Origin of the sequence: Pseudomonas fitomaticsae (assembly GCF_021018765.1) — a bacterium.
Classification (GTDB): Bacteria; Pseudomonadota; Gammaproteobacteria; order Pseudomonadales; family Pseudomonadaceae; genus Aquipseudomonas; species Aquipseudomonas fitomaticsae.
On record NZ_CP075567.1, the window covers coordinates 5,528,942 to 5,545,688 of the forward strand.

Genomic DNA, 16,747 nt, shown 5'->3' on the forward strand with positions numbered 1-16,747 from the left:
GGGCCGCCCGTCGCGCGTCAGACGCTCGACAAAACCTGGGACAGCGGTCAGTTCTTATTCGAATTCGTGGTCAAAGGCCTTGTTACAGACCAATTCCATTTGGTGCGGAAAGTTGGAAGGCACCGACACCTGGGTGTCTCGCAAGCCTCTCGGCTGCTCGACACCCGACTTCCTGCTCGCCTCCTTAATAAAGGCTGAACAGTGCCGGGAATTCAGTGCGGGCGATTGTAGATAGGTAGCGCCCTATACACCATGTCTTATCCCGAAATAATTTTTATCGCTCCGAGCAACAATCCATCACCGTTTTTGCAAAAGTTCCGCATGTTATCGAAATCGATTCTCAACAAAAACACCAAAAAATGTAGGTCTATCGGCCTCAGTTCAGACAGCTCCGAGGGCTTTTTCCCACGGCGCGATCCGCGCAAAGCCCGATATGCCAAGGCTTTTGGCCATCTGCCGGAGTCTGTTAAAACTGCCTGATCCGGCACACCCGTGCAAAAACCGAAAAACGCTGAAACAGACCAATCCTTTTTTGTAACAGCACTCCAATCCGGACCTGTGAAACGCTCTGCGACATGGCGTGTGTGACAACATGTCGCACACCTGTCGCACCCTTCCTTGCCGTTCGTCACGGTGTTTTCACACAGACCCTGAAATGCAAAACGCCTCGATTTGCGTCACCGCAAATCGAGGCGTTTGTTTTATCGGCGCTGGCGCCGAAAAGTTGATTCAGCGCAACGCTTTTCGGTTACGCGAGGTCAGCAGCGGCACCAGAATCACCACCAGCACGAAGGCCACCAGCGCCCATTGCGCCAGCGACAGGCCGAGGATCGGCGGGTACGGCGTCGAGCAGAAACCGTCGACCTGGAAGCCCAGCGGGAAGATCTTGGCCAGCGGCAGGTCATCGACGATCGGCTGCAACACATCGATGCCGCAGCTCACCGCCGGATAGAACTGGGTGTACACGTGATGCCCGGCAACGCCGGCCCCGGCGATGGCACACATCACCACCAGCACCTCGAACACCGTGATGCTGCGCCGGGTGCGCATGGCCGCGCCGATGAACGCGAACAGCGCGATCAGCAGCAACGCATAACGCTGCAGGATGCACAGCGGACATGGCGCCTCGCCCAGCACGATCTGCATGTACAGCGCGCCGCCGATCAGCGCCAGGCAGATGATGCCCAGCAACACCAGATAGCGCCGCTCACGTCCCAATCGAATCGTTTCCTCGCTCATCGCGTTTCCCTTTCATGTCCATGGTTCAGCTGGCCGGCGGCTGCGCTTGCAGTTGCGCCATCAGGCTGATGTTGTCTTCGATATGCCAATTGGCCGCGATGCGACCGTTGTCGATCTGATAGATATCGGTTGCCCGGAAGTCTACACCCTGGCCCTGCCCTTTGAGAGCCTTGAACGTGCCGGTGAAATGCCCGCGAAAGTGCAGATGCACCACCACGCGATCCCCGGCGACGATCATTTGCTCGATCTCGCAACTCAAGTCCGGCACCGCCGTGCGAAAGAACTTCGACGCCAGCAGCGGCCCGGTCGGCCCCTGCACCCGGCCTTCCGGCGGGGTCTTGTCGACGAACTGCGGCGACAGGGCGGCGGTGGCCAACGCCTCTTCGCCCGTGTTCCAGAAACTGCCGTAACGCCGCGCCGCCAGTTCCATCGCATCTCGCTGCGCCTTGGGCAGGCTCTGATCGACGATCAGGGTCTGGGGTTCGATCAAGGCGGATTCGGCGAACGCAAACGGACTGGACAGCAAGGCAACCGACAGGCCCAAAGTGGCCAGGCTGAAACGACGGGAAGAGGCGAAGTGCGACATGGGGGCGATCCTGATCATGTAAACGAACGAGCGCCTATCATCAGCATCGGGGAATAAACGATAAACCGGTTAAGAAACGATTAACCTTTAAACAGAATTTAAGAATCAAGTCCGCGTAACGGCCAATCGCTGGCAAGCCAGCTCCCACAGGGATTGGCGTCGTATACACAATTTGTGAACGGCACCGAACCTGTGGGAGCGGGCTTGCCCGCGATGAGGGCGACCCGGTTTCAGATCATTCCAGAGCAGCAGCCGGCCCGAAGAACTCATACCGGCTCTGCTTCTCCGGCACCCCCAGCGCCTTCAGGTGACGCTTGATCGCCCCCATGAAACCTTTCGGCCCGAGGAAGTAGGCGTCCACATCACGCTCCGCCGGCAGCCACTCGCCCAGTTGCTCCTCGCTCAACAACCCGACCTTGTCCGCCGCCGGGCTCACGCCGTCATCTTCGGCGTAGCAATAGAAGCGCTTGAGCTGCGGATGACGTGCAGCCAGACCATCGATCCAGTCACGAAACGCATGCACGCTGCCATTGCGCGCGCTGTGGATGAAGTACACCGGACGCTCGGTTTCCAGCGCCGCTTCCAGCATCGCCAGCGTCGGAGTGATGCCGACGCCGCCGCTGATCAGCACCAGCGGTTTGGCGCTGGCAGTCAGGGTGAACTCGCCCGATGGCGGGAACAGCTGAATGCTGGCGCCGACGTGCAGTTGATCGTGCAGGTAATTGGAGGCGCGGCCGCCCGGTTCGCGTTTGACGCTGATGCGGTATTGGCCTTTGTTGGCCAGGGCCGACAGCGAATAGTTGCGGCGGATTTCTTCGCCGTCGAGGATCAGCTTCATACCGATGTACTGCCCTGGCTCGGCTGCGAGGATCGGGCCCTTGTCCGCCGGCTCGAAGTAGAACGAAATGATTTCCGCGCTCTCCTCGACCTTGGCCGCGACGATGAATTCACGCGCCCCGCGCCAGCCGCCGACAGCCTGTTCTTTCTGGTCATAAATGGCGGTTTCGGCGCCGATCAGGATCTCGGCCAACTGACCGTAGGCCGCGCCCCAGGCGCTCATCACTTCTGGCGTGGCGATTTCTTCGCCGAGCACTTCGGAGATGGCGCGCAGCAGGCAGGTGCCAACGATTGGGTAGTGTTCCGGCAGGATCTGCAGGGCCACGTGCTTGTTGATGATCTTCGCCACCAGATCGCCCAACTGGTCGAGTTGATCGATGTGACGGGCGTACATCAACACGCCGTTTGCCAGGGCGCGGGGCTGGTCACCGCTGGCCTGGTGGGCCTGGTTAAACAGCGGGCGGACTTCCGGGTACTTGGAGAGCATCATGCGGTAGAAATGGGTGATCAGCGCTTCGCCGCCGCTTTCCAGCAGAGGCACAGTGGATTTGACGATGGCACGATCCTGGACGCTAAGCATAAGGGTGACTCCTGAGCTTTCTCTAAAAGTGCCTTACCTATTCCAGTATTCGTGCCAACTATTTTATTCATATAAATCAATAGCTTGAAAATTATGTAGTCAGATCGACACAAGCACCTCTATAGTCGCTTCGACTACAACGTGTCTCTTTGACTACAAGCCCATGTCCGCCAAATCATTGCTCACCGCCCTGCTCCCACTGGTCTCCGACCTGTCCCGCGAACTGCCCGAAGGCGAGCGCTACCGACGCTTGCTCGAAGCCATGCGCGCCTTGCTGCCCTGCGATGCCGCCGCACTGTTGCGTCTCGACGGTGAATGGCTGGTGCCACTGGCCGTGGACGGCTTGAGCACCGATACCCTCGGCCGCCGCTTCAAGGTCAGCGAACACCCGCGCTTCGAAGTGCTGCTGGCCGGTGATGGGCCGACTCGCTTCGCCGCCGACAGCGATTTGCCCGATCCGTACGACGGACTGGTCGACGGCCTCGACGACCACCTCGAAGTTCACGATTGCCTCGGCTGTCCGTTGTTCGTCGATGAAAAACTCTGGGGCCTGATTACCCTCGACGCGCTCGATCCAGAGCGTTTCGAGCCGATCGAACTCGATGCGCTGCAAGCCTTCGCCAGCCTCGCCTCGGCCACGGTCAATGCCGCCGAACGCATCGAACGTCTGGCGATTCGGGCCGAGGACGAACACCAGCGCGCCGAGGTGTATCGCCAGGCCAGTGGCCAGCAGAACCGCGAAATGATCGGCCAGAGCAAGGCGCATAAGCGGCTGGTGGAAGAAATCAATCTGGTCGGCGGCAGCGACCTGACCGTGCTGATCACCGGGGAAACCGGGGTCGGCAAGGAACTGGTGGCCCAAGCCATTCACGCCGCTTCCAAACGCGCCGACAAACCAATCATCAGCCTCAACTGCGCGGCCCTGCCGGACACCCTGGTGGAAAGCGAACTGTTCGGCCACGTGCGCGGCGCCTTCACCGGCGCCACCAGCGACCGGCGCGGCAAGTTCGAACTGGCCAACGGTGGCACGCTGTTTCTCGATGAAGTCGGCGAGTTGTCGCTGACCGTCCAGGCCAAGCTGTTGCGGGTTTTGCAGAGCGGCCAGTTGCAGCGCCTGGGTTCGGACAAGGAGCATCAGGTCGACGTGCGCCTGATCGCTGCGACCAACCGCGACCTGGCCGAAGAAGTACGCAGCGGCCGCTACCGCGCCGACTTCTACCATCGCCTCAGCGTCTACCCGTTGCGGGTCCCGGCCCTGCGGGATCGGGGCCGCGATGTGTTGCTGCTCAGCGGCTATTTTCTGGAACAGAACCGCTCGCGCATGGGCCTCAACAGCCTGCGCCTGAACAGCGAAGCCCAGGAGGCGCTGCTGGCCTACACCTGGCCGGGCAACGTGCGGGAGCTGGAGCATTTGATTGGGCGCAGCGCGCTTAAGGCGCTGGGCAACTGCAAGGTGCGGCCGAAGATTCTCAGCTTGAGCGCGATGGACCTCGATCTGCCGCGCGAGGTTGTGGATAACTCGCCGGCGCCGTCCGAAGCGACTGCCGCCCTGCCATTGATCAGCGGAGATCTGCGTGCAGCCACCGAGCAGTATCAGCGGCAGTTGATCAGCGCAGCACTTGAGCGTAACCGGGACAACTGGGCCAGTGCCGCCCGTGAGCTGGGGCTGGACCGGGCGAATCTCGGGCGCATGGCCAAGCGCTTGGGTATGAAATAAAGTCCCGCCGTCGGATTGGCGCCAGAATCCCTAAAGCCTGCCGGTTACAAGTCGATAACCCGGCATCGATACCTGCTGGCGATCCGTGCGATCGCCGCTCACCTTTTTCCACAGAAGGTTTTTATGTCTTCCAACAAAGCCCGCGCAGATTCACTTTCGCTTCTGCTGTTTACCTTGCGCAGCGGCAAGCTGATGGCGATCAACCTGCTGAAGGTCAGTGAAATCATCCCCTGCCCGCCGCTGACCAAGCTGCCGGAGTCACACCCGCACGTCAAAGGCATCGCCACCCTGCGCGGTGCTTCGCTGTCGGTGATCGACCTGAGCCGCGCCATCGGCGAGCGGCCGCTGGAAGACCCGAACGGCGGCTGCCTGATCGTCACCGACGTCAGCCGCTCGAAACAGGGCCTGCATGTGCAGGCGGTGAGCAAGATCGTGCATTGCCTGACCACCGACATCAAACCGCCGCCGTTCGGTTCCGGCGGTTCGCGTGCCTACATAACCGGCGTGACCTCGGTCGACGGCACGCTGGTGCAGGTGCTGGACATCGAAAAAGTCATCCACGGCATCGCCCCGGCACAGATCGAAATGGCTCCGACCGAGCTGAGCATGGAAGACGCCGAAGTGCTGGGCAACGCGCGGATCCTGGTGGTCGACGACAGCCAGGTGGCGCTGCAGCAATCGGTGCACACCCTGCGCAACCTCGGCCTGCAATGCCACACCGCGCGCAGCGCCAAGGAAGCCATCGACTGTCTGCTGGACCTGCAAGGCACGGCGCAGCAGATCAACCTGATCGTCTCCGACATTGAAATGTCCGAGATGGACGGTTACGCCTTCACCCGCACCCTGCGCGAGACGCCGGACTTCGCCCACCTCTACGTGCTGCTGCACACCTCGCTGGACAGCGCGATGAACAGCGAAAAGGCCCGCCTCGCCGGTGCCAATGGCGTGCTGACCAAGTTCTCCTCGCCGGAGCTGACCCACTGCCTGATCGAAGCAGCCAAACATGTCGCCGCTCAGGGTTACTGAGTCTTGAGCGAGACGTTCTGCTTCCTGATGCGGCGCGACCTGAGCCAGGACGTGCCGGCCATCAAATGGCCGAACGGTATCGAACTCACGACCTACAGCGCCGAACGCGCATCCGCCGTGCATGAACTGATGCAGATCGGCTACCGCGAAGGTGGTGGTCGAGTGCCGGCGCTGGACGTCTGGCAACAGCAGTTCGAGAACGATCCTGAATATGATCCGGCACTGTGTTTCATTGCCAGCGATGCCGACGGCGTCATCGGCGTGGCGCAATGCTGGACCAGTTCCTACATCAAGAATCTGGTGGTGCATCCTCGGGCCCAAGGACGTGGATTGGGTCGGGCGCTGCTGCTTCATGCGTTCAAGGTGTTTCAGGATCGCCGCGAGGGTTTTGTCGATCTGAAGGTGTTGGAAGACAACCGCCGGGCGCAGCGCTTGTACGAAATGTCTGGAATGTATGTGGTTCGCCGGGAGATGGTGCCGGACTGACAAACTAAAATCCTGCGGCATACTCCAACCTTGGCGATCAACTTCCAAGGATGCCCGAACCATGAAACGCCTCGCCCTCTCTGCGCTTTGCCTCATCGCCCCGTTGGCCCACGCCTCCAGCCCCGACGCCTGGGCGGCCTACGACAAAACCGTGCTCGCCAGCTGCACCAAGGCCAGCGGTCTGAAAAACGCCAAACCGGTCGGCAACGCCGCGCAATTCGATGACCGCGTCGGCTACACCGCCCTGTTGCTGCAAGGCCAGTACCCGCAAAAACACATGAAGGGCCAGCAAGGCACCGAGCTGTGCCTGTACAACAAAAAGTCGAAAACCGCGTTCGTCACCGAATGGGACTCGATCCGCCCGACCGCCAAACCCTGAGCCAATGGCGCACAACTTGCTTCACTCCGGGCCTGTACGACGGCTTTATGTCGCCGATTCACACCCTGATTGAAGATTGCCCGCTCAATGAATACGACCTTTTCCTGCGTAGGTTGCGGCAAATGCTGCACCGATCACCACGTGCCCCTGACCCTGGCCGAAGCCCGCATGTGGGCGGATGACGGCGGTCAGGTGATCGTGCTGGTGGAGGCGTTTCTCGCCAACGGCCTGGGCTTGCCGGAACAGCAGCGCGAACATGCGCAACGGCGTTCGGCGGTGGTGCGCAGCGGAATGTCCGACGCTCATGTGGCAATCACTTTCGCCGCCTACAACGTCGGCCCCTGCCGGAATCTTGACGAAGACAAGCTGTGCCGCATCTACGAACGCCGACCGCTGGTGTGCCGCATCTATCCCGCCGAAATCAATCCGCACATCCCGCTGAACCCTGCGGCCAAGGACTGCCCGCCGGAATCCTGGGAGCAAGGGCCGCAACTGATCGTCGGTAATGAACTGGTGGATCAGGAACTGGTGACGCTGATCCAGCGCTCCCGTCAGGCGGATCGCGACGACATCCGGATCAAGGATGCGATCTGCGGCTTGCTCGGCATCCGCACCACCGCGCTCAAGGGCGACGGCTTTACCGCGTATCTGCCGGATATGGGTGCGTTTGTCTCGGTGATCGATCAGGTCACGGCGCAACCGTTGAATGCTGGTGACAGCGAATGGCTGTTCCATGTTTCCGGCGACGACATCGCCGGGCAAGTGCGGGCGGCCGGGGCACAAGTGGTGTCCGAACCGCCGCAGACCTACGCGTTCATTTCCCTGCGAGCGGCCTAAGCGCCCTGCCGTCGCCCCCAGAACTCCCGCGCCAGCGAACGCAAATCCCCCGCCAGCCCCGCCACATCCTGTGAGTTGAGCTGGCTCTGCCGCCCTTCATCCACCGTCAGCTCGCAGGCCGTGCGGATGCTGACGATGTTGCGGTTGATGTCCTCGCTCACCGCGCTCTGTTCTTCAACCGCCGCCGCAATCTGCAGACTCATCTCGGTGATCTGCTCGACCCGCCCGCTGATCCCGTCCAGTGCCCGAGCCGCGCGCTGCGCCTGTTCGACGCTGTTATCCACATGCTCGCTGCTCTGCTGCATCACCAGCACCGCATCCCGCGCGCCGTTTTGCAGGGTGCTGATCATCCGTTGAATCTCATTGGTCGACTGCTGGGTGCGCTGGGCCAGACCACGCACCTCATCGGCCACCACCGCAAACCCGCGCCCGGCATCCCCGGCCCGCGCCGCTTCGATCGCGGCGTTGAGCGCCAGCAGGTTGGTCTGCTCGGCGATGCTGCGAATCACCTCCAGCACCCCGGAAATCTCGCTGCTATGGCCTTCGAGCTGATGAATCACCTCGGTCGCCCGCCCCAACTCCTCGGCCAGCCGCAACACCGCACTGCGACTCTCGCCAACCAGCAGATGCCCCTCACGGGTTTCCGTCCCCGCCATATCGGCCGCCACCGACGCCTGCTGCGCATGGCTGGCGACCTCGGCCACACTGACCGCCATCTGATGAATCGCCGCCGCCACCTGATCGGTTTCCGCCTGCTGCGCCAACGTGCTGGTGTGACTGCTGTGCAGATGATCGACCAGCTGCGCCGCATGCCCGGCCAGTCGCTGCGAGGCATCACCGATCCGCCCGACCACCGCACCGACCTGGGCTTCGAGCATCTGCAAGGCAAACTCGATCTGCCCGAACTGATCCTGCCGCCCGGTATAAATGCCCTGACTCAACGGGTTGTCGGCAATCAAACGCGCACGCTCGGTCAGACGCTCCAGCGGCCGCAATAACCAACCCACACCCAGCGCACACGCACCACTGCCGGCCACCAACGCAGCGGCTTCGATGCCCAAGGACTCCGGCCGCAACCAGGCTTCAATCCCCAGCACCACCGCCAGCACCGAACTGGTCAACGCCATGATCTTCGCCCGCAAACTCAGGCTCGGCAGTCGCTGCCAACGCGACACCCGCCCCTCACGCAACTGCGCATACGTCCGCTCCGCCGCAGCAATCTGCCGGGCATCCGGCCGCGTGCGTACCGACTGAAACTCCACAGCCGCACCGTTCTGCGTGACCGGCGTGACATAGGCACTGACCCAGTAGTGATCACCGTTCTTGCAACGATTCTTCACCAACCCCATCCACGACCGCCCACGCTTGAGCGTCTGCCACATATGGGCAAACGCCTGCGCGGGCATGTCCGGATGACGCAGCAAATTGTGCGGCGCACCCAGCAGCTCGTCGCGGCTGTAACCGCTGATCTTGATGAAATCGTCGTTGGCGTAGGTGATCGCGCTGGTCAGATCGGTGGTCGAGAGAATGTTCGCATCCGGCGCAACATCGACATTGCGCCCGGTCACCGGGAGATTGATCTTCATGGAAAGCGCGCTCGTTTTATTGGAAAGAGTCGGCAGGGCTGCTGACTCTAAGCGCACTAACTGGTTAAACGTTGATCTGGCTCAGGAACTGAGCAATTAGCCATCACTGTGACCGAAAATCACAGCGACGGCCGAGGCGGGAATGAATCAGCGCTTACCCATCGAACGGCGAGTGCCCGACGGCGCCACACCCGGAATCTTGGCGTGACGATCACCGTCCTTGCCCTTGAACTGCGGCTGCTTGGCCGCTTTGGCAGCCGCCAACTCACCTGGTTTGAACGGAAACTTGAACGCAGGAATGGTCGGTTTGGATTCGCCGGCCTCGGCCAGCTCTGCCGGGACATCGCTCACAGCGTTGTCGATTGGGGAAGTCATGAAAGCTCCGCGAAGCAAAAAGACCGGCCCGGTGGACGAGCCGCGAAAGCGGGCAGTATACCTGCGTGTGCGGAGTTTAAAGAGTCCCAAAAAGAGTTCGACCGGCGGCTTTTACGAACGGGTCGACTAACGGATCAGTTCCCCCAACCAACCCAAAAGCACTGCAACAACAAACGGTACACACCACACATTTCCAAACATCCGAAAATGGAACGCGGAGCGTCCCGGGCTGCATTCCACGCGGAGCGTGGGAACGATCAAGCAGTAAGCAGTCGCTTCTCGCCTCTCGCTTCCCACCACTCAACACGATGAGCGTTAGCTCGAGTAAAGCTCTTGATCTTTTGGCCCCACCGGCAGGCTGAGTGGAGGGATTTATCCGGGGGTGGGAGCGCAGCGACCGTGCGGCGCAGCCGCATGCATCGAGAGGAGGTGCAGCGAAGCAAACCGTAGGCGATGCCCCCGGATGAATCCCGGAACGAAGGAACGCCGAGCCACAGCGAGGCGCCGAACGCAGGGGCCAAGCCTTTTGCTTACTTTTTGGCGTTTGAAAAAGTGAGCCGCTGTAAGAGCGGAACCGCCATCCGTAACACCCGAAGAAACGGATATTCACAAAGAACACCCAAAGCATGGTCGGCCCAAAGGCCGCCAAGCCAAAAGCCGAAACTGACAGCGCCGTCAGCTAGCCGTCACCCTCCTGACCCCCAAACAAGTTTATAAAGACAAAACCTGCCCAAACCCCGTCCCCCTGGCGCCCCACAAGCATGCAAATCCAGAAGAAAAAGGCCCTGCTCGCTATCCTGCTGATCGCTTTCGCAGTCGGCGCCCTGTGGTTCACCCTGAAACCCGCCCCGGCCAAACTCGCAACCCCCACCGCCATCCCGGTGCGAGTCGTCGCCGTCAGCGAAAAAGACATCCCCCGCTACACCAGCGGCATCGGCTCGGTCCTCTCGCTGCACAGCGTCGTGGTGCGCCCACAGATCGACGGCATCCTCACCAAGCTTTTGGTCAAGGAAGGACAGTTGGTGAAACAAGGCGACCTGCTCGCCACCATCGACGACCGCTCGATCCGCGCCAGCCTCGATCAGGCCCGGGCGCAACTGGGCGAAAGCCAGGCGCAACTGCAAGTCGCTCTGGTCAACCTCAAGCGCTACAAACTGCTCAGCGTCGACGACGGTGTATCGAAGCAGACCTACGACCAGCAACAGGCACTGGTCAACCAGCTCAAGGCCACCGCCCAGGGCAATCAGGCCTCGATTGATGCGGCTCAGGTCCAACTTTCCTACACCCAGATTCGCTCCCCGGTCACCGGTCGCGTCGGGATTCGCACGGTCGACGAAGGCAACTTCCTGCGCATGACCGACACCCAGGGTCTGTTCACCGTGACCCAGATCGACCCGATCGCCGTCGAGTTCTCCCTGCCCCAGCAAATGCTGCCAACCCTGCAAGGCCTGATCAGCGATCCACAGCGCGCGCAGGTCAAGGCCTACATTGGCGCCGACACCGACGGCGAAACCGGCAACCTGCTGGGCGAAGGTCACCTGACCCTGATCGACAACCAGATCAACGCCAACACCGGCACCATCCGCGCCAAGGCCGAGTTCGACAACCCGAACCAGAAGCTCTGGCCCGGCCTGCTGGTAACGGTAAAGATTCAGACAGCACTGGATAAAGATGCGCTGGTGGTTCCGCCCACCGTCGTACAACGCGGCCTCGATCAACACTTCGTGTACCGGGTCAACGGCGACAAGGTTGAAGCCGTGCAGGTGCAGATGGTTTATCAGGGCAGCGGCCAGGACATCATCAAGGGCGTGAAACCCGGCGACGTGCTGGTCAGTGACGGCCAGTCGCGGCTCAAGCCCGGTTCGACCGTGCAGGTCATGAGCGAACCGCCGCAGGTGGTGCAAGCGGAGCCCAAGCCATGAAGCAGCACAAAGGCGTTTCGACCTGGTGCATCGATCACCCGGTGGCGACGATTCTGCTGACCATCGCGCTGGTACTGGTCGGGGTGATTGCCTTCCCACGCTTGCCGATTGCCCCACTGCCGGAAGCGGAATTTCCGACGATCCAGGTCTCCGCCCAATTGCCCGGCGCCAGTCCGGACACCATGGCCTCGTCCGTGGCCACGCCGCTGGAGGTGCAATTCAGCGCCATTCCCGGCATGACCCAGATGACCTCCAGCAGTGCGCTGGGCTCCAGCCTGCTGACCCTGCAATTCACCCTCGACAAGAGCATCGACACCGCCGCTCAGGAAGTGCAGGCCGCGATCAACACCGCCGCCGGCAAACTGCCGAAAGATATGCCGACCCTGCCGACCTGGAAGAAGGTCAACCCGGCCGACAGCCCGGTGCTGATCCTTAGCGTCAGCTCCACGCAAATGCCCGGCACCGAGCTCAGCGATCTGGTGGAAACCCTGCTTGCGCGTCAGATCAGTCAGATCGACGGCGTAGGCCAGATCAACATCACCGGTCAGCAACGTCCGGCAATCCGCGTTCAGGCTTCGGCCGACAAACTGGCGGCCATCGGCCTGACCCTTGCCGATATTCGTGTGGCGATCCAGCAGACCAGTCTCAACCTCGCCAAGGGTGCGTTGTACGGCGACTCGAGCATTTCCACGCTGTCGACCAACGACCAGTTGTTCCATCCAGAGGAATACAGCCAGCTCATCGTTTCCTACAAGGACGGCGCCCCGGTTCACCTCAAGGATGTGGCGAAAGTCGTCAACGGTTCGGAGGATGCCTACGTGCAGGCCTGGGCCGGTGATCGACCGGGCGTGAACCTGGTGATCTCCCGCCAGCCCGGCGCCAACATCGTCGAAACCGTGGACCGGATTCAGGCCGCCCTGCCCGGCCTCGAAGCCATGCTGCCGGCCTCGGTACAGGTCAAAACCCTGATCGACCGCACCCAGACCATCCGCGCCTCGCTGCATGAAGTGGAAATCACCCTGCTGATCGCGATCCTGCTGGTGGTGGCAGTAATGGCGCTGTTCCTGCGCCAGCTGTCGGCAACGATGATTGTGTCGGCGGTACTCGGTGTGTCACTGACCGCCAGTTTCGCCCTGATGTACTTGCTCGGTTTCAGTCTGAATAACCTGACGCTGGTGGCCATCGTCGTGGCGGTAGGTTTCGTGGTCGACGATGCGATCGTGGTGGTGGAAAACATCCACCGTCACCTCGAGGCCGGCGACAGCATGCGCGACGCCGCGATCAAGGGCGCTGGCGAGATCGGTTTCACCGTGGTCTCGATCAGTTTCTCGCTGGTGGCCGCGTTCATTCCGCTGCTGTTCATGGGCGGCGTGGTCGGGCGCCTGTTCAAGGAGTTCGCCCTGACAGCCACCTCGACCATCATGATTTCCGTGGTGGTATCCCTGACGTTGGCGCCGACGCTGGCAGCGCTGTTCATGCGCAAACCGGTGCATCACGCCCATGACACACCGGGCTTCAGCGAGCGCCTGCTCGGCTGGTACGAAAAAGGCCTGCGCCGCGCCCTCGCCCACCAGAAACTGATGATCGGCGTGTTCGGCGTTTCCGTCGCGCTGGCGATTGGCGGCTACGTGTTTATCCCCAAGGGTTTCTTCCCGGTTCAGGACACCGGTTTCGTCCTCGGCACCACCGAAGCCGCCGCCGATATCTCCTACAGCGACATGGTGAAAAAACACCTGGCGATGGCCGAAATCGTCGCCGCCGATCCGGCCGTGCAGGCGTTTTCCCACTCGGTCGGCGTATCCGGCAGCAACCAGACCATCGCCAACGGTCGCTTCTGGATTGCCCTGAAACCACGGGGTGAGCGAGACGTCTCGGCCAGCCAGTTCATCGACCGCATTCGTCCGCAATTGATGAAAGTCCCCGGCATCGTGCTTTACCTGCGCGCCGGCCAGGACATCAACCTCAGCTCCGGCCCTAGCCGTGCGCAGTACCAATACGTGCTCAAGAGCAACGACGGACCGACGCTCGCCACCTGGACCCAGAAGCTCACGGAAAAACTGCGCAGCATCCCGGCGTTCCGTGACATTTCCAACGACCTGCAACTGGGCGGCAGCATCACTCACATCAGCATCGACCGCAGCGCCGCCGCGCGTTTTGGCCTGACGGCGAGTGATGTCGACGAGGCGCTGTACGATGCCTTCGGTCAGCGGCAGATCAACGAGTTCCAGACCCAGGTCAACCAGTACAACGTGATCCTGGAACTGGACACCAAGCAGCGCGGCAAGGCTGAAAGCCTCAACTATTTCTACCTGCGCTCGCCGCTCAGCGGGGAAATGGTGCCGCTGTCGGCGCTGGCCCGATTCGACGCGCCGACCATCGGCCCGCTGTCCATCGCCCATGACGGCATGTTCCCGGCCGCCAACCTGTCGTTCAACCTGGCGCCCGGCGTCGCGCTGGGTGACGCGGTAATCCTGCTCAATCAGGCCAAGGCCGAGATCGGCATGCCGACCGCGATCAGCGGCAACTTCCAGGGCGCGGCCCAGGCGTTCCAGAGTTCGCTGAAAAGTCAGCCGTGGCTGATTCTCGCGGCGCTGGTGGCGGTGTACATCATTCTCGGCGTGCTGTACGAGAGCTTCGTCCATCCGCTGACGATCATCTCGACCTTGCCGGCAGCCGGTCTCGGCGCGGTGATCATGTTGTGGATCTGCGGCCAGGACTTTTCGATCATGGCGCTGATCGGACTGGTGCTGCTGATCGGTATCGTCAAGAAGAACGGCATCCTGTTGATCGACTTCGCGCTTGAAGCGCAGCGCCATCGCGGGTTGTCTGCGCAGGATGCGATTTTCGAAGCGTGTATCACGCGGTTCCGGCCGATCATCATGACCACCCTCGCCGCCCTGCTCGGCGCGCTGCCGCTGATGCTCGGTTACGGCACCGGCGCCGAACTGCGCCAGCCGCTGGGGATCGCGGTTGTCGGCGGCCTGCTGGTCAGCCAGATGCTGACGCTGTTCACCACGCCGGTCATATACTTGTGGCTCGAGCGGCTGTTCCACAAGCCCAAACCTGCGCCCATCGCGGCGCTGGCAACGACAGACTGAGGCGGGTCATGCGCGTTCTGATTATCGAAGACGAAGAGAAAACCGCGGACTACCTGCACCGCGGCCTGACGGAACAGGGTTACACCGTGGATCTGGCCCGCGACGGCGTCGAGGGCCTGCACCTGGCGCTGGAAAGCGACTACGCGGTGATCGTCCTCGACGTGATGCTGCCGGGCCTTGATGGCTTTGGCGTGCTGCGCGCATTGCGTGCGCGCAAGCAGACGCCGGTGATCATGCTCACCGCCCGCGAGCGGGTCGAAGACCGGATCCGAGGCCTGCGCGACGGCGCCGACGACTACCTCGGCAAACCGTTTTCCTTCCTCGAACTGGTGGCGCGCCTGCAAGCGCTGACCCGGCGCAGTGGTGGCCATGAACCGGTGCAAGTGAGCATCGCCGACCTGTGGATTGATCTCATCAGCCGCAAGGCCACCCGCGCCGGCACCCGGCTGGATCTGACCGCGAAGGAGTTTTCACTGCTCAGCGTGCTCGCCAGGCGCCAGGGCGAAATCCTCTCGAAAACCGCGATTGCGGAAATGGTCTGGGACATCAATTTCGACAGCGACGCCAACGTGGTCGAAGTCGCGATCAAGCGTCTGCGGGCCAAGCTCGACGGGCCGTTCGACGAGAAACTGCTGCACACGATCCGGGGCATGGGTTATGTGCTGGAGAGCCGCGGTGTCCAGTAATTCCATCGCCCTGCGCCTGAGCGGGATGTTCACGCTGGTGGCACTGCTGGTGTTCCTGTTAATCGGCGGCGCGCTGTATCAACAAGTGGACAAAGGCCTGGGCCTGCTGCCGGAAGCGGAACTCGATGCGCGTTACAGCGTGCTCGAATCCGCGCTCAATCGCTATGGCACGCCGGAGCATTGGGTGAAGATCAACGCCAAGCTCAAGCTGCTCGGCGAAGAAGACAAGCGCATCCGTTTCTGGGTGGTCAGCGGCAATCCGGGCTACGAGTTCGGCGAGCTGGATGCCTTGATCCGCGCGTTCGCCCAAGGCCCGCTGGGCATGCGCGACCTGCAACTGCCGGACCATCCCTATCCGCTCAAAGTGTTGCTGACCGAGTTGCCAGCCAAGGATCAACGCCCGCCCCTGCGCTTCATGATCGGTATCGACACCGAGACCTTTCACCAGACCCAGCATCAGTTGCTGATTGCGCTGGTCAGCCTGGCGGTGATCGGTGTGCTGCTGGCCTCGGCATTGGGTTACTGGGTGGCGCGGATCGGCCTCAAGCCGTTGATCAAACTGTCCCACGAAGCCCAGCGTCTGGCGCCGCCGTTGCGGGCCGGGCGTCTGCGTCTGTCGCCGTTGCCGCCGGAACTGGAGCAGTTCGTCGACTCGTTCAACTCGACGCTGGAGCGGGTCGAACAAGCCTATTCGCGGCTGGAATCCTTCAACGCCGACGTCGCCCATGAGCTGCGCTCGCCGCTGACCAACCTGATCGGCCAGACCCAGGTCGCCCTCACTCGCGGACGCTCTGCCGAACACTATTTCGAAGTGCTGCAATCCAACCTCGAAGAACTGGAACGCCTGCGTTCGATCATCAACGACATGCTGTTTTTGGCCAGCGCCGATCAGGGCAGCAAGGCCACCAAACTGACCTCGACCTCGCTGGCCGATGAAGTGGCGACCACCCTCGAATATCTCGACTTCATCCTCGAAGACGCACAGGTCCAGGTTCGGGTAAGCGGCGATGCGCAGGTGCAGATCGAGATCGCTCATCTGCGCCGGGCCTTGATCAATCTGCTGAGCAACGCGGTACAACACACCGCGCCCGGTCAGGTGATCGAAGTGCAGATTGCGGTCGAGGAGCATCAGGTCAGCATCGGCGTGGCCAACCCCGGCTCACCGATTGCCAGCGAACATTTGCCTCGGTTGTTTGAGCGCTTCTACCGGGTCGATGCGTCGCGCAGCAATAGTGGCAACAACCACGGATTGGGGCTGGCGATCGTCAAGGCGATTGCGCTGATGCATGGGGGGGATGTGTTTGTGCGCAGTGATCGCGGGATGAATACCTTCGGGATTCATTTACCGGTCTGAGGACCGGGATCATTGCCATTCCCGCAACAGTCATTTATG

The 16,747-nt window shown here is 61.7% G+C and carries 14 protein-coding genes and 1 pseudogene; 9 read left to right on the forward strand and 6 right to left on the reverse strand.

The features are described from left to right. Positions 1–729: 729 nt before the first annotated feature. The 3 genes from KJY40_RS24965 to hmpA all read right to left on the reverse strand — a co-directional run bounded on the left by KJY40_RS24965 (position 730) and on the right by hmpA (position 3,242). A complete protein-coding gene (locus KJY40_RS24965) occupies positions 730–1,239 on the reverse strand; it encodes a disulfide bond formation protein B (RefSeq protein WP_230733388.1) in 510 nt (169 codons plus the stop codon). 25 nt (positions 1,240–1,264) lie between these two features. Further along, positions 1,265–1,825, reverse strand: coding sequence for an ester cyclase (locus KJY40_RS24970; RefSeq protein WP_230733390.1), 561 nt, complete (start codon positions 1,823–1,825; stop codon positions 1,265–1,267). A 235-nt stretch (positions 1,826–2,060) separates the two neighbouring features. After that, complete coding sequence (gene hmpA / locus KJY40_RS24975; protein WP_230733393.1) at positions 2,061–3,242, reverse strand: NO-inducible flavohemoprotein; 1,182 nt, start codon at positions 3,240–3,242, stop codon at positions 2,061–2,063. Positions 3,243–3,405: 163 nt separating this feature from the next. Between hmpA and norR the strand changes: the two genes are divergently transcribed. The 5 genes from norR (at position 3,406) to KJY40_RS25000 (ending at position 7,687) form a co-directional block, all read left to right on the forward strand. Next, positions 3,406–4,959 carry a nitric oxide reductase transcriptional regulator NorR gene (gene norR, locus KJY40_RS24980; RefSeq protein WP_230733395.1) on the forward strand — a complete coding sequence of 518 codons (1,554 nt, stop codon included), beginning with the start codon at positions 3,406–3,408 and terminating at the stop codon, positions 4,957–4,959. A 123-nt stretch (positions 4,960–5,082) separates the two neighbouring features. Then, entirely contained in the window at positions 5,083–5,985 is a 903-nt protein-coding gene (locus KJY40_RS24985; protein WP_169431840.1) for a chemotaxis protein CheV, read from the forward strand. A gap of 27 nt (positions 5,986–6,012) precedes the next feature. Continuing rightward, the gene (locus KJY40_RS24990; protein WP_230737759.1) at positions 6,013–6,471 is read left to right on the forward strand and encodes a GNAT family N-acetyltransferase; all 459 of its coding nucleotides are present in this window, start codon (positions 6,013–6,015) and stop codon (positions 6,469–6,471) included. 61 nt (positions 6,472–6,532) lie between these two features. Then, positions 6,533–6,850 (forward strand): hypothetical protein, encoded by a 318-nt coding sequence (locus tag KJY40_RS24995; RefSeq protein ID WP_230733397.1) that lies wholly within the window; start codon positions 6,533–6,535, stop codon positions 6,848–6,850. An 87-nt stretch (positions 6,851–6,937) separates the two neighbouring features. Next, positions 6,938–7,687: a YkgJ family cysteine cluster protein gene (locus tag KJY40_RS25000; RefSeq protein WP_230733400.1), complete on the forward strand. Its 750-nt coding sequence runs from the start codon at positions 6,938–6,940 to the stop codon at positions 7,685–7,687. Here the strand turns inward: KJY40_RS25000 and KJY40_RS25005 are convergent. The 3 genes and pseudogenes from KJY40_RS25005 to KJY40_RS25010 all read right to left on the reverse strand — a co-directional run bounded on the left by KJY40_RS25005 (position 7,684) and on the right by KJY40_RS25010 (position 9,648). Further along, positions 7,684–8,787, reverse strand: a complete 1,104-nt coding sequence (locus KJY40_RS25005) for a methyl-accepting chemotaxis protein (protein WP_407682009.1) — start codon at positions 8,785–8,787, stop codon at positions 7,684–7,686. The two genes, KJY40_RS25000 and KJY40_RS25005, sit on opposite strands and share 4 nt — an antisense overlap. Before the next feature lie 204 nt (positions 8,788–8,991). Beyond that, positions 8,992–9,273: pseudogene (locus KJY40_RS29840) on the reverse strand (PAS domain-containing protein); the annotation flags it as partial. A gap of 147 nt (positions 9,274–9,420) precedes the next feature. Beyond that, positions 9,421–9,648 carry a hypothetical protein gene (locus tag KJY40_RS25010; RefSeq protein WP_039765632.1) on the reverse strand — a complete coding sequence of 76 codons (228 nt, stop codon included), beginning with the start codon at positions 9,646–9,648 and terminating at the stop codon, positions 9,421–9,423. Positions 9,649–10,409: 761 nt separating this feature from the next. Between KJY40_RS25010 and KJY40_RS25015 the strand changes: the two genes are divergently transcribed. From KJY40_RS25015 to KJY40_RS25030, 4 genes are read left to right on the forward strand one after another with little or no spacing between them, the layout of a single operon-like run. After that, positions 10,410–11,570, forward strand: coding sequence for an efflux RND transporter periplasmic adaptor subunit (locus KJY40_RS25015; RefSeq protein WP_230733404.1), 1,161 nt, complete (start codon positions 10,410–10,412; stop codon positions 11,568–11,570). After that, positions 11,567–14,668, forward strand: a complete 3,102-nt coding sequence (locus KJY40_RS25020; protein WP_230733406.1) for a multidrug efflux RND transporter permease subunit — start codon at positions 11,567–11,569, stop codon at positions 14,666–14,668. Before KJY40_RS25015 ends, KJY40_RS25020 begins: the two co-directional genes overlap by 4 nt. Before the next feature lie 8 nt (positions 14,669–14,676). Further along, the gene (locus KJY40_RS25025; protein ID WP_003228008.1) at positions 14,677–15,354 is read left to right on the forward strand and encodes a heavy metal response regulator transcription factor; all 678 of its coding nucleotides are present in this window, start codon (positions 14,677–14,679) and stop codon (positions 15,352–15,354) included. Next, positions 15,344–16,708, forward strand: coding sequence for a heavy metal sensor histidine kinase (locus KJY40_RS25030; RefSeq protein ID WP_230733408.1), 1,365 nt, complete (start codon positions 15,344–15,346; stop codon positions 16,706–16,708). Before KJY40_RS25025 ends, KJY40_RS25030 begins: the two co-directional genes overlap by 11 nt. Positions 16,709–16,747: the final 39 nt, after the last annotated feature.